Below are 12,045 nucleotides of genomic sequence, written 5' to 3'. Positions count from 1 at the left end.
GGGTCAGGATACGAGACCCAGGCTCACAGGACCTGGTCCAGTCGCCCGGTGTCGACGTCGTAGATGAACCCGCCGACCTCGACCCTCCCAGCGATGAGCGGATGGGTGCTCACCCGGCGGACGTCCTCCATCAGGGCCGCCTTCTGGTCGGGCACCACGTGGAAGTGCTGCCACCAGGCGTCCTGACCGGACAGCTCGGTGATCTTCTCGCGCAGCTCGTTCTCGGAGAACCTCGTCATCGCACAACGGGTATGCGGAACCACCAGCACGCGCTCCACGCCGAGCAGGTGGACCCCGAGCACGATGGCCTCGAGCGCGGCGTCGGTGACGCGACCGCCCGGGTTGCGGAAGATCTTGGCGTCGCCGTGGGTCAGCCCGATCATCTGCAGCGGCTCGATCCGGCTGTCCATGCAGGTGACGATGGCGATCCCGGCGCGCGCGATGCCGTCGAAGCCCCACAGCTCCTCAGCGTTGGTCTCGGCATAGCGGGCGTTGGCCGCCAGCAGATCCGTGAACGGACCCTCGTGCTCGCTCATCGGGTGGCTCCTTCGACCTGGGCGCGGGTGGGGATCGTGGTGCCGAGCGGCGTGGACACATCGGCGAAGAAGTCGTTGCCCTTGTCATCGACCACGATGAAGGCAGGGAAGTCCTCGACCTCGATCCTCCAGACCGCCTCCATGCCGAGCTCCTCGTACTCTAGCACCGACACATCCTTGATGCAGTCCTGCGCGAGCCGGGCCGCGGGGCCCCCGATCGAGCCGAGATAGAAGCCGCCGTGGGAGGAGCACGCGTCCGTCACCTGCTGGCTGCGGTTGCCCTTGGCCAACATCACCTTCGAGCCGCCGGCGGCCTGGAACTGCTCGACATAGCTGTCCATCCGCCCGGCGGTCGTCGGCCCGAAGCTGCCCGACGGCATACCCTCCGGGGTTTTCGCCGGCCCGGCGTAGTACACGGGGTGGTTGCGCAGGTAGTCCGGCATCTCCTCCCCAGCGTCGAGGCGCTCCTTGATCTTGGCGTGCGCGAGGTCGCGCGCCACCACGAGGGGACCGGTCAGGGAGACCCGGGTCTTGACCGGGTGCTTGGTGAGCTCGTCGAGGATCTGCTCCATCGGTTGCTTCAGGTCGATCCGCACCGTGGCGCCCTTCCCGGTGCCGGTCACCCCCTGGGTCTGCTCATCGAGCTCGCTGTCGACCTGCTCGGGCAGGAATCGGGCCGGGTCGGTCTCCAACTGCTCCAGGAAGACTCCCTCGGGGGTGATCTTGGCCAGCGCCTGGCGGTCGGCGGAGCAGGAGACGGCGATCGCCACCGGCAGCGAGGCGCCGTGCCGGGGGAGCCGGATCACGCGCACGTCGTGGCAGAAGTACTTGCCGCCGAACTGTGCGCCGATCCCGAACTCGCGGGTGAGCTGGTGGATCTGCTCCTCCAGCTCGGGATCGCGGATCGCGTGCCCGGCGAGCGTGCCCTCGGTGGGGAGGGTGTCCAGGTAGCGCGCCGAGGCGTACTTCGCGGTCTTGAGCGCGAACTCCGCCGAGGTGCCGCCGATGACCACGGCGAGGTGGTAGGGCGGGCAGGCGGCGGTGCCGAGCGAGCGCAGCTTCTCGTCGAGGAAGGCCATCAGACGCTCGGGGGACAGGACCGCCTTGGTCTCCTGGTAGAGGAAGGACTTGTTGGCCGAGCCGCCGCCCTTGGCCATGAACAGGAGCTTGTATGTCGTTTCCTGCCCAGGTGCGGTGTCGGCGTAGATCTCGATCTGGGCGGGCAGGTTGGACCCGGTGTTCTTCTCCTCCCACACGCTGATCGGCGCCATCTGGGAGTAGCGCAGGTTGAGCCGTGTGTAGGCGTCGAAGACCCCGCGGCTGATCGCCTCGCCGTCCTCGCCCTCGGTGAGCACGTGCTGGCCGCGCTTGCCCATCACGATGGCGGTGCCGGTGTCCTGGCACATCGGCAGGATGCCCCCGGCCGCGATGTTGGCGTTCTTGAGCAGGTCCAGGGCGACGAACTTGTCGTTGTTGCTCGCCTCGGGGTCATCGAGGATGGTGCGCAACTGCTGGAGGTGGCCGGGGCGCAGATAGTGCGCGATGTCGTGCATCGCGGTCTCGGTGAGCAGGCGCAGCGCCTCGGCATCGACCTCCAGGAAGGTCCGGCCGCCCGGTCCTTCGACAGTCCGCACGCCCTCGGTGGTCAGCAGCCGATAGGACGTCTCATCCGCGCCGAGCGGCAACAGGTCGGAGTAGCGGAAGGTGGGCTCGCTCATGCGCTCAGATTAGCGAGGCGTCCGCGAGGAGCGCGGGCCGGCTCACGCCGGACGGGCTCGGCCCGTCCCCGTTCGCGGGCTAGGTCAGGTCGGTGCGGGTGGGGGCGGCAGCGCCGGCGCGACCGACGGTCCAGGACGCGCTGGCACCAGCCCGGTTCAGCGCCGGTTCGACGTCCTCGAGCGAGGCACCCTGCAGCGCACGCCGAGCCTCGGAGGAGCCGAGCAGCCCGTCGTCGAGCAGACCTGAGAGCAACCCGGCCATGAACGAATCCCCGGCCCCCACCGTGTCGACCACCGGCACCGTACGTGGCTCGAGCTCGACGGTGACGTCAGCGCCGGAGAGGTGCACGATGGCGCCGCGCTCACCGCGGGTGACGATCACCAGCGCCGGACCCAGGCGTCCCCACAGCTGAGCGACCTCGTCGGCGGGGGCATCGGCATACAGCCACTCGACGTCCTCCAGGCTCGCCTTGACCACGTCCGCGCGCCCGATGCACTCCTCGATCCGCTGCCGGGCGTCCTGCGGGGTGCCCATGATCGTCGGCCGGCAGTTGGGGTCGTAGGAGATGGTCGCCTGCTCGCGGGCCTCGGCCATCAGCCGCACCACGGCGCTGCCGCCCGGCTCCAGGGTGCAGGCGATCGAGCCGGTGTGCAGGTGGCCGACCCCGGTCAGGTCCTGCTCGCCCACCACCCAGGTGAGGTCGAAGTCGTAGGTCGCCACCCCCTCCTCGTCCAGGTGGGCGGTCGCGGTGGAGGTGCGCGGCGCCGCGGTGGAGCCGTCGGTGAGGACGACGTCGGCATCGAGCAGGTGCTCCCGCACCCGCACGCCGTCCTCGTCCTGCCCCAGGTATGCCGTGAGCCGGCTGTCATGGTCCAGCGCGGCCAGACCCATCGCCACGTTGGCCGGCGAGCCACCGACGTGGGAGGAACTCTCGCCACCGTCTGCCGGGACCACGATGTCCACGAGGGCTTCACCCACCGTCAGGATCGAGGTGCGTTGCGCATGCAGGGATGCGGTGTCCATGGCTGCTCCCGGGGCCGGTGGTCGGTGGGTGGTCAGTTGTGCGCGTCGGGGGAGAGTGAGTCGGCGATCTCGGCCACCTTGTCGAGCCGGTGGTGCGAGGTGATCTCACGGATGGTGCCGGACTTGGAGCGCATCACCAGCGAGTTGGTCACGGCGGTGCCCGAGCCGTAGCGCACGCCCCGCAGCAGTTCGCCGGTGGTGATGCCGGTGGCGACGAAGAAGCAGTTGTTGCTGGTGACGAGGTCGTCGGTGGATAGCACGCGGTCGAGGTCGTGGCCGGCGTCGATCGCGCGCTGGCGCTCCTCGTCGTCCTTGGGCCACAGCTTGCCCTGGATCACGCCACCCATGGCCTTCATCGCGCAGGCGGTGATGATGCCCTCAGGGGTGCCGCCGATGCCGATCAGCATGTCGACCGAGGACTCCTCGCGGGCGGCGGCGATGGCGCCGGCGACGTCGCCGTCGGTGATGAAGCGCAGCCGGGCGCCGGCCTCCCTGACCTCGTCGGTGTAGGCCTGGTGGCGCGGGCGGTCCAGCATGATCACGGTGAGGTCTTCGACATACCTCTTCTTGGCGCGGGCGATGCGGCGCAGGTTCTCCCGGATCGGGAGCCGGATGTCGACCCGGTCGGCGACATCGGCGCCGACGACCAGCTTGTCCATGTAGAAGACGGCGGACGGGTCATACATGGTGCCGCGCTCGGAGACCGCCATGACCGCGATCGAGTTGTCCATGCCCTTGGCGGTGGGGGTGGTGCCGTCGATCGGGTCAACGGCCACATCGACCTGGGGGCCGGAGCCGTCGCCGACCTGCTCGCCGTTGAAGAGCATCGGCGCCTCGTCCTTCTCGCCCTCGCCGATGACGACGATGCCGTCCATCGCGACCTGGGAGATGACCTTGCGCATCGCCTCGACCGCGGCATTGTCCGCGAGGTTCTTATCCCCGCGGCCAACCCACCGGCCGGCGGCGAGAGCGGCGGCCTCGGTGACCCGGACGAGCTCGAGCGCGAGGTTGCGGTCCGGGATGACCTGCTCGGTGCTGGGGCGGGTGGGCCTGTCGCTGGACATCGGGACTCCTTCGTCGGCGGAACTGCGCTCCGGATACGCCCTCAGCCTATCGGTCGGGTTCGGGAGCTGGTTGGTGCGGATGCGACCATGGTCCGGTGAGCTCGCAGCCCCCCACCAGCACCGATCCGCGCCGCAAGCGGCTGGCGTCCTACTCGATCCAGAACATGGTCTGGTCGATGCTCGCTGTTGGTGCTGTCGTGCTCGCCTGGTGGGCGCTGACGCTGAACCCGTCCGAGTCGCAACGGCGCCCGCCAGAGCTGGTGCAGACCGCGAACTTCGTCGCCCAGGAGGCCCCGTGGCCGGTGTGGGTGCCGGAGATGGGGGAGGGGTGGACGCCGACCGTCGTCTTCTGGGACCCGCTGGAGCAGGTGCAGACCTGGCACGTGTCCTACACGACCCCGCAGGGCGAGTATGCCGCGTTGCACCAGGCCGCCGACGTCACCGACGAGTGGCGGTCTGCGGTGCTCGGTGACGCTGAGGAGGTCGGTGAGGTGGCGCTCGACGGGCCGGAGGGTGAGCAGGTCTGGCAGGAGTACGCCGGTCGCGAGGGGAGTAACGCCGAGCGGGCGTATGTCCTTGGCCCGGAGGAGACGGGCGGAACGACGCTGGTGCTGCATGGCACGGCGGAGCAGGCCGAGTTCGAGGAGCTGCTGGCCGAGGTGGACGTGCGCGACTGAGGTCCTCCTGGCCGTTGTGCGGCCTGATGTGCAGATCCGGCTGTGCAGAATCAGTGCTCAGGCACCCGACACGCAACACCAGATCCGCACAGTGCAGGACACGCCGAGGGGGTGGCGTCAGCGGGGGTGTTGTGGTGGCGTCACTCGGCGGTCGTGGAGTCGTCCACGTCGCTCTCCAGGTCGTTGCCCTCCCCGTCGCTCTCGGCTGCGTTCTCGTCGACCGCTTCGGGTCCAGCGCTGCCGTCGAGGGTGGCCTGGGCCGCGTCCAGCTTGGTCTGACAGTGGGCGGCCAGTTCTTCGCCGCGCTGCCACAGCAGCATCGCCTGCTCCAACGGCACCTGACCCGACTCGATCCTCGCCACCAGGGCGACCAGCTCATCGCGCGCCTGCTCGTAGGTCAGCTCCGCAACAGGAGTGAGGTCCTCGGGTGTCTGGCTCATCCGGGCAGTCTAGGGCGGGCGGCGTGAGTCGATGAGGCAGATTTCGCCTGTGAGTGCCCCGGGTTGGCACGCTCAGACGCGAAAATCCGTGCGCAACCGGGGCAGTCACAGTGGTCCAGCGCTGTGTGGGGCAGTCACAGCGGTCGAGACCTGAGTGGTGCGCGGGACTCCGCCCATGCGGCGGTCTGCTCGGCCAAAGATGCGGCCAGGACGCGCAGGAGCTTCAGTTGCTCACCGGGCGGACGGCGAAGTCTCCGCGGGCGACGGTGACGCGCAGCAGCTCGCCGGCGTCGACCGACTCACGATCGCGCACGATGCCCCCGTCGGCGTGGCGGACCACGGCATATCCGCGGTCGAGGGTGTGCTGCGGGGAGACCGCCCGCAGGTGCCGGACCAGCCCGGCGCAGCCCTGCTGCTCGCGAGCGAGTCGGTCTCGGACCCTGGTGCGGCCACGGAGCACCACAGCCTCCACCTCGCGGCGGTGCTGGGCGATGATCGCGGAACGGTCGACCATCACCGGTCGACTCATCAGCGCGACGAGGCGCTCGCGTTCGGTCGTGATGCGGCGCGCGAGGCCGGAGCGAGTGCGAGCGCGCAGGTGCCCGAGCCCATCGAGCTCGGCGGCGACATCAGGCACGACGGCGGCCGCGGCATGAGTCGGCGTGGAGGCGCGCAGGTCGGCGACGAAGTCCAGCAGCGGGGTGTCGCTCTCGTGCCCGATCGCGGAGACCACCGGAGTGCGCGCCTGCGAGACCGCCCGGACCAGCGCTTCGTTGCTGAACGGCAGCAGGTCCTCGAAGGATCCGCCACCGCGGGCGATCACGATCACCTCGACCTCGGGCAATGCGTCCAGCTCGGCCAGCGCTCCGGTGACGGCCGGCACGGTGTCCGGTCCCTGCACGGCGACCTGACGCACCTCGACCTGGGCAGCCGGCCAGCGCCGATGGACACCGGCCAGGACGTCCCGCTCAGCAGCGGTCGCCCGGCCCGTGATGAGGCCGACCCGGCGTGGGAGGAAGGGGAGTGGACGCTTGCGGCCAGGCTCGAACAGGCCCTCGCTGCGCAACAGCTGCTTGAGGTGCTCGAGTCGAGCGAGCAGTTCACCGACGCCGATGTGGCGCATCTGGCGAGCCTCGAGCTGCAGCGTGCCGCGCTTGGTCCAGAAGGTGGGTTTGGCATGCACGACGACCCGCGCGCCCTGCCGCGGCGGGGTCGGCATCGCGTCCAGCGCACCCGTGGGGATCGCGACGGACAGGGACATGTCGACGTCGGTGTCCCGCAGCACGAGGAAGGCGGTGGACATGCCTGGCCGCCGATTGAGCTGGACGATCTGGCCCTCGACCCACAGGGGGGACATCTTGTCGACGTAGTCGCTGATCTTCATCGACAGCGTGCGCACCGGCCACGGCGCGTCCGCGGTGGTCTCGCGGGCGGTCGGCGGGAGCGAGGGGGAGGTCACGCTCGTTAGCGTAGGCATGGTGGAGTCCTCCTTCGCGCAGCCGCGCTTGATCCTGCTGCATGGGACGCGGATGAACGCCCGGCAGTGGCAGCCCTACCGGACCCTGCTCGGTGACTTGCGGCTGCATGCGGTCGACCTGCCTGGTCATGGCGAGCGGGCGGGAGAGGAGTTCACCCGGTCGAGCGCGCTCGCCACCGTCGAGGACGCGGTGCGGAGAGCCACCCTTGAGGACGGCGTGCGTCCCGTGCTCGCCGGGCACAGCCTCGGCGGCTACGTCGGGGCACTCTGGGCGGCCGAGCATCCATGTGACCTCTCGGCGCTGGTCCTGATCGGCGCCACGGCAGACCCGGCCGGGCCGCTCACCGCCGTCTATCGGGGGTTCGCCCGGGTCCTGCCGCACCTGAACGCCGAGCGCACGGCGCGCGGGATGAACGCGCTCTTCCGTGGGCTGGGGGCCAAGGGCGAGTACGCCGAGGCGCTGCCGGACGGGTCCGGGTATGCCGCATTGCCCGACGCGTGGCGACTGGTCATCGACGAGTGTGGCCCGGACCTCCTGCAGGAGGTGGCCTGCCCCGTCTGGATGGTCAACGGCCAGCTGGATCAGATGCGCCTGCACGTGCGGAGGTTCGCCGCGGCCGCGCGCGAGCCCCGGGTGGTGACCGTCCGTAAAGCGACCCACCTGATGCCGGCGACGCACCCAGAGCAGGTCGCCGCGGCGCTGCGCCTGGCGGTGGCCGGGACGCGCTGAACCGCTGTCCCCGTCCGAGACACGCAGGCGATCGGTACGGGGAGAGGTGGGTGGCGGCATACGGGACCGGTCGTGCCCAGAGGACTGCCAGCCGGCTTCCGTAGACTGGCGTGGTGACTTCTTCCACCCCGTCGACCCTGCCCGCCGACATCGACGCCCCAGCTCCCGCTGAGCCGGGCACGAAGCGGGTGCTGCTCGCGGCGCCGCGCGGGTACTGCGCCGGCGTCGACCGCGCGGTGGTGACCGTGGAGAAGGCGCTCGAGCTCTACGGCCCGCCGATCTACGTACGCAAGGAGATCGTCCACAACAAGCACGTGGTGCGGACCCTGGAGAAGCGGGGCGCCATCTTCGTCGATGAGACGAACGAGGTGCCCGAAGGTGCCCGGGTGATCTTCTCGGCCCATGGCGTGAGCCCGGCGGTCCATGAGGAGGCCCGCCAGCTCAGCCTGCAGACGATCGACGCGACCTGCCCGCTGGTGACCAAGGTGCACCGCGAGGCCGTGCGCTTCGCCTCCGAGGACTACGACATCCTGCTCGTCGGGCACGAGGGGCACGAGGAGGTCGAGGGGACCGCCGGCGAGGCGCCCGACCACATCACCCTCGTGGAGAGCCCGGAGCACGTGGACGCCGTGGAGGTGCGCGACCCCGACAAGGTCGTCTGGCTCTCCCAGACCACGCTGTCGGTGGACGAGACGATGGAGACCGTGCGGCGCCTGCGGGAGAAGTTCCCCAAGCTGCAGGACCCGCCGAGCGATGACATCTGCTACGCCACCCAGAACCGGCAGGTCGCGGTGAAGCAGATGGCCGCCGAGTGCGACCTGATGATCGTGGTGGGATCGCAGAACTCCTCCAACTCCAAGCGCCTGGTCGAGGTGGCCTTGGAGTACGGGACCAAGGACGGTCACCTCGTGGACTACGCCGATGAGGTGCAGGAGTCCTGGCTCGAGGGGGTCTCCACGGTCGGGGTGACCAGCGGCGCGAGCGTGCCTGAGATCCTGGTCCGCGATGTCTTGGACTGGCTGGCCGAGCGTGGCTACGAGGACGTGCAGGCGGTCACGGCGGCGGAGGAGTCGCTGCTGTTCGCGCTGCCGACCGAGCTGCGCAAGGACCTCAAGGCGGCCGGCCACGAGGTCAACAAGGTGCGTCACGACCCGAACGGCATCCCGAGCGGTCGCGGCGAGGAGAGCCAGTTGCGCTGAGCCGCTGCCCGAGCGAGGCCGCTGTATGGCGTCGCCGGGCTCATCGTCCGGGCGCCCCACGATGCGTGGGCGCCCGGCGGCGTGTGTGCGCCCGGCGGTGTGTGTGCTGGGGGAGTGGGGCCTGCCGTGGCTGCTGTGACGGGCGGGGTGGTGCAGTGTGGCGTAGATCATGCTTGACACTCGGTGGGGGCGCTCGCATACTTCTATGAAGCGGAAACAGATTTCCGTATCCCGAAAAATCGGGCCACCGCTCACACAGCGCAATGACGCGAAGGAGATGCCATGGCCGACGCCACCGTCGCGCCCTCGTCCTCGGGCAAGCACCCGGTCGACGAGGTGCTACCTGTCTCCCAGATGCTGCTCTACGGCTTCCAGCATGTTCTCTCGATGTACGCCGGCGTGGTCGCCGTGCCGCTCATCGTGGGTGGGGCGCTGGGGCTGAGCACCCGGGACATGACCTACTTGGTCTCAGCCGCCCTTTTCCTCGCCGGGATCGCCACCCTGTTGCAGAGCATCGGCATCTGGAAGATCGGTGCCCGCCAACCGATCGTGCAGGGCACCTCGTTCGTCGCCGTCACCTCGATGATCGCCATCGGCACCGCAGCGGGCGGGGGAACCGATGGTCTGCGGGCGATCTCCGGCGCCGTGATCGTCGCCGGTCTGATCTGCTTCCTGATCTCGCCCCTGTTCACCAAGCTGCTGCGCTATTTCCCCGAGGTCGTCACCGGAACGGTGATCACCGTCATCGGTCTGGCGCTGCTGCCCGTGGGCATCAACTGGGCCGCGGGCGGCCTGGGCTCGGACAACTACGGCTCGATGACCAACATCGGGATGGCCGGCGCCACGCTGCTGATCATCATCCTGATCTACCGCTTCGCCCCTGCCTTCCTGTCCCGCATCGCCATCCTGCTCGGTCTGGTGCTGGGCACCGCGCTGGCGGTGCCGTTCGGGATGGTGGACTTCGGCCGCCTGGCAGAGGCCGGCTTCTTCCAGCTGACCACGCCCTTCCACTTCGGTCTGCCGACCTTCGAGATCGGCGCCATCATCGCGATGATCATCGTGCTGCTCGTGATCATGACCGAGACGACGGCCGACGTGCTGGCGATCGGTGAGGTCATCGACAAGCCCGCGGACCGGGAGACGGTCACCGGCGGCATCCGGGCGGACATGCTCTCCAGCGCGATCGCCGGTGTCTTCAACGTCTTCCCGCTGAGCGCTTTCGCACAGAACGTGGGCCTGGTCGCGATCACCGGCATCAAGAGCCGCTTCGTGGTGGCGATGGGTGGCGTGATCCTCGTCGTCCTGGGTCTCATCCCGGTGCTGGGCGCCTTCGTGGCCGTCGTGCCGACCGCCGTCCTGGGTGGTGCGGGCATCGCGCTCTTCGGCACCGTGGCAGCGAGCGGTATTCGCACGCTGGCGCAGGTGAACTACGACGGCAACTCCAACCTCGTGATCGTGGCGATCTCGATCGCGATGGGAATCATCCCGATCGCCGTCCCCACCTTCTGGGACGCCTTCCCGGAGTGGTTCGGCACGATCTTCCACTCGGGTATCACCGCTGCCGCTATCACCGCTGTGCTCCTGAACGCGATCTTCAACGTCTGGGGTCACCAGGACGAGGATCGGGAGGCGCCGGTCTTCGCCGAGGGCCCGCCGCAGGCAGCCATCAATGTCTCAGACGAGGAGCGTCTCCAGGGCCGCACCTTCGAGCGCACCGACCGTGGCCAGGCTCGCGACATCGAGTACCGGCGGCGTGGTCGCGGCACCTCGGCTCCCCAGCATCCCGAGCCCGGTGCTACGCCGGACGGGGACCCGGGAACCCCGGAGCCCCGCTGACGGCACGCTGAGTCGGGGCGGCAGCCACCGCTCAGACGTCCCTCAAGAAGCCCGGCTCAGCCGGTGCGTTCTCCCCGGACCGCGCCCGGATCTGCTTCGAGCAGGTCCGGGCGCGCTGGCGTGAGGTCCCTCAACTCCTCGGAGAGCAGTTCGGAGCTGGTCAGCGGGCGAGGTGCGAGATCCAGGGGAACGGGAGCAGAAACCGCCTCGTCAGCCAGCCCGAGATCGCGCATCCGCCGGGTTGTCACCAGGACCCGCGACTCCAGGGTCCCGACCAGGCAGTTGTAGGCCTCGACCGAACGGCGCAGCGAACCGCCCATGGAGCTGAGGTGGCGCCCCACGGTGCCGAGGCGCTGATGCAGCTCTGCCCCCAGGGACAACAGCTCCTGGGCGTTGCTCGTCAAGGACTCCTGCTGCCAGGCCAGGGCCGTCGCCCGCAGGACCGCGAGCAGGGTCGCAGGGGAGGCGAGGACGACCCGGCGGGCCTGGGCATCGTCGTAGAGATCTGGCTCGGCGCGCAGAGCGGCTGCCAGGACAGCGTCACTGGGAACGAAGCAGACCACCAACTCCGGCGAGGTGGTGAAGGCGCTCCAATAGTCCTTGGCCGCCAGGGCGTCCACGTGTCCACGCAGCGCCCGGGCGTGCTCGCGCAGCAGGCGCGTCGCGTCGGTCGGCGCCACGTCCTCGCCCTGCGCGCGGAGGAAGGAGGTCAGCGGCGCCTTGCTGTCGATGACCAGGGACTTTCCCCCGGGCAGGTGGACCAGGGCGTCGGGGCGCACGCGAGCGTCATGCCGGGTGACCGCGCTGACCTGCTCGTCGAAATCGCACCGCTCGAGCATCCCGGCGTGCTCGAGGATCCGGCGCAGTTGCACCTCGCCCCAGGTGCCACGGGTGCCGGAGGAGTTGAGCGCGCCGGACAGCTCGGTGGTCTGGCGGTGCAGGGCGCGAGCCTGCTCGGCAACCTCGGCCAGCTGGACGCCGACCTCGCCGAGCTGCCGCGCCCCGTCCCGCTCCAGCACGCGCACCTGTGCCTCGACCCGCTTGAGGGTGTCGCCGATCGGTGCGAGCTGGGCGGCGGTGTCCCGCTCCTGGGCTGTGCTCTCCTCCAGGGCGCGCGCCTGCCGCTCCCAGCCGTCCCGCTCCGCGCGGGCCTGGGCGAGGTCCGCCCCCACTGAGCTCCGGCCAAGGGTGCGGCCGACGAGAACACCCACCCCCAGCCCGAGGGCCAGGGCGAGGCCGAGGAGGAGGGTGAGCTGCGCCATACCGGGATTCATGGTCCCCACCATGACAGTGAGCACTGACAGACCTCAGCAGGCGAGCACCCCGCGTGGTCCAGGCCCCTCG

At 69.8% G+C, this 12,045-nt stretch carries 11 protein-coding genes; 4 read left to right on the top strand and 7 right to left on the bottom strand.

Going from position 1 to position 12,045, the window contains the following annotated elements:
• Positions 1 to 23 precede the first annotated feature (23 nt).
• From ACQBAT_RS11655 to glpX, 4 genes are all read right to left on the bottom strand, one after another.
• Entirely contained in the window at positions 24 to 536 is a 513-nt protein-coding gene (locus ACQBAT_RS11655; protein WP_420747129.1) for a beta-class carbonic anhydrase, read from the bottom strand.
• On the bottom strand, positions 533 to 2,254 hold the full coding sequence (locus ACQBAT_RS11650) for a fumarate hydratase (RefSeq protein WP_420747128.1): 1,722 nt from the start codon (positions 2,252 to 2,254) through the stop codon (positions 533 to 535). Before ACQBAT_RS11650 ends, ACQBAT_RS11655 begins: the two co-directional genes overlap by 4 nt.
• Positions 2,255 to 2,333: 79 nt before the next feature.
• Positions 2,334 to 3,278: a carbohydrate kinase family protein gene (locus tag ACQBAT_RS11645; protein ID WP_420747127.1), complete on the bottom strand. Its 945-nt coding sequence runs from the start codon at positions 3,276 to 3,278 to the stop codon at positions 2,334 to 2,336.
• 32 nt (positions 3,279 to 3,310) lie between these two features.
• Positions 3,311 to 4,342, bottom strand: coding sequence for a class II fructose-bisphosphatase (gene glpX, locus ACQBAT_RS11640; RefSeq protein ID WP_420747126.1), 1,032 nt, complete (start codon positions 4,340 to 4,342; stop codon positions 3,311 to 3,313).
• 95 nt (positions 4,343 to 4,437) lie between these two features.
• Between glpX and ACQBAT_RS11635 the strand changes: the two genes are divergently transcribed.
• On the top strand, positions 4,438 to 5,019 hold the full coding sequence (locus ACQBAT_RS11635) for a DUF4245 domain-containing protein (protein ID WP_420747125.1): 582 nt from the start codon (positions 4,438 to 4,440) through the stop codon (positions 5,017 to 5,019).
• 140 nt (positions 5,020 to 5,159) lie between these two features.
• Here the strand turns inward: ACQBAT_RS11635 and ACQBAT_RS11630 are convergent, their stop codons facing one another.
• Complete coding sequence (locus ACQBAT_RS11630) at positions 5,160 to 5,459, bottom strand: exodeoxyribonuclease VII small subunit (protein WP_420747124.1); 300 nt, start codon at positions 5,457 to 5,459, stop codon at positions 5,160 to 5,162.
• Positions 5,460 to 5,682: 223 nt separating this feature from the next.
• Positions 5,683 to 6,918: an exodeoxyribonuclease VII large subunit gene (gene xseA, locus ACQBAT_RS11625; RefSeq protein WP_420747123.1), complete on the bottom strand. Its 1,236-nt coding sequence runs from the start codon at positions 6,916 to 6,918 to the stop codon at positions 5,683 to 5,685.
• A gap of 19 nt (positions 6,919 to 6,937) precedes the next feature.
• Between xseA and ACQBAT_RS11620 the strand changes: the two genes are divergently transcribed.
• From ACQBAT_RS11620 to ACQBAT_RS11610, 3 genes are all read left to right on the top strand, one after another.
• Positions 6,938 to 7,666, top strand: coding sequence for an alpha/beta fold hydrolase (locus tag ACQBAT_RS11620; protein WP_420747122.1), 729 nt, complete (start codon positions 6,938 to 6,940; stop codon positions 7,664 to 7,666).
• A 149-nt stretch (positions 7,667 to 7,815) separates the two neighbouring features.
• Positions 7,816 to 8,865 (top strand): 4-hydroxy-3-methylbut-2-enyl diphosphate reductase, encoded by a 1,050-nt coding sequence (locus tag ACQBAT_RS11615; protein ID WP_420747144.1) that lies wholly within the window; start codon positions 7,816 to 7,818, stop codon positions 8,863 to 8,865.
• A 282-nt stretch (positions 8,866 to 9,147) separates the two neighbouring features.
• Complete coding sequence (locus tag ACQBAT_RS11610; RefSeq protein ID WP_420747121.1) at positions 9,148 to 10,701, top strand: nucleobase:cation symporter-2 family protein; 1,554 nt, start codon at positions 9,148 to 9,150, stop codon at positions 10,699 to 10,701.
• Positions 10,702 to 10,757: 56 nt separating this feature from the next.
• Here the strand turns inward: ACQBAT_RS11610 and ACQBAT_RS11605 are convergent, their stop codons facing one another.
• A complete protein-coding gene (locus tag ACQBAT_RS11605) occupies positions 10,758 to 11,975 on the bottom strand; it encodes a DNA recombination protein RmuC (RefSeq protein ID WP_420747120.1) in 1,218 nt (405 codons plus the stop codon).
• Between the last annotated feature and the right edge of the window lie 70 nt (positions 11,976 to 12,045).

The sequence above is a fragment of the Ornithinimicrobium pulveris genome (assembly GCF_050261105.1).
In the GTDB taxonomy this organism is placed as follows: domain Bacteria; phylum Actinomycetota; class Actinomycetes; order Actinomycetales; family Dermatophilaceae; genus Ornithinicoccus.
This window is presented reverse-complemented; position numbering and strand designations above follow the sequence as displayed.

Excerpts from the sequence above, each read along its gene's own strand:
- ACQBAT_RS11655 (WP_420747129.1), bottom strand. The coding sequence starts at position 536 with ATGAGCGAGCACGAGGGTCCGTTCACGGATCTGCTGGCGGCCAACGCC.
- ACQBAT_RS11645 (WP_420747127.1), bottom strand. The coding sequence starts at position 3,278 with ATGGACACCGCATCCCTGCATGCGCAACGCACCTCGATCCTGACGGTG.
- ACQBAT_RS11610 (WP_420747121.1), top strand. The coding sequence starts at position 9,148 with ATGGCCGACGCCACCGTCGCGCCCTCGTCCTCGGGCAAGCACCCGGTC.
- ACQBAT_RS11605 (WP_420747120.1), bottom strand. The coding sequence starts at position 11,975 with ATGAATCCCGGTATGGCGCAGCTCACCCTCCTCCTCGGCCTCGCCCTG.
- ACQBAT_RS11650 (WP_420747128.1), bottom strand. The coding sequence starts at position 2,254 with ATGAGCGAGCCCACCTTCCGCTACTCCGACCTGTTGCCGCTCGGCGCG.
- ACQBAT_RS11630 (WP_420747124.1), bottom strand. The coding sequence starts at position 5,459 with ATGAGCCAGACACCCGAGGACCTCACTCCTGTTGCGGAGCTGACCTAC.
- glpX (WP_420747126.1), bottom strand. The coding sequence starts at position 4,342 with ATGTCCAGCGACAGGCCCACCCGCCCCAGCACCGAGCAGGTCATCCCG.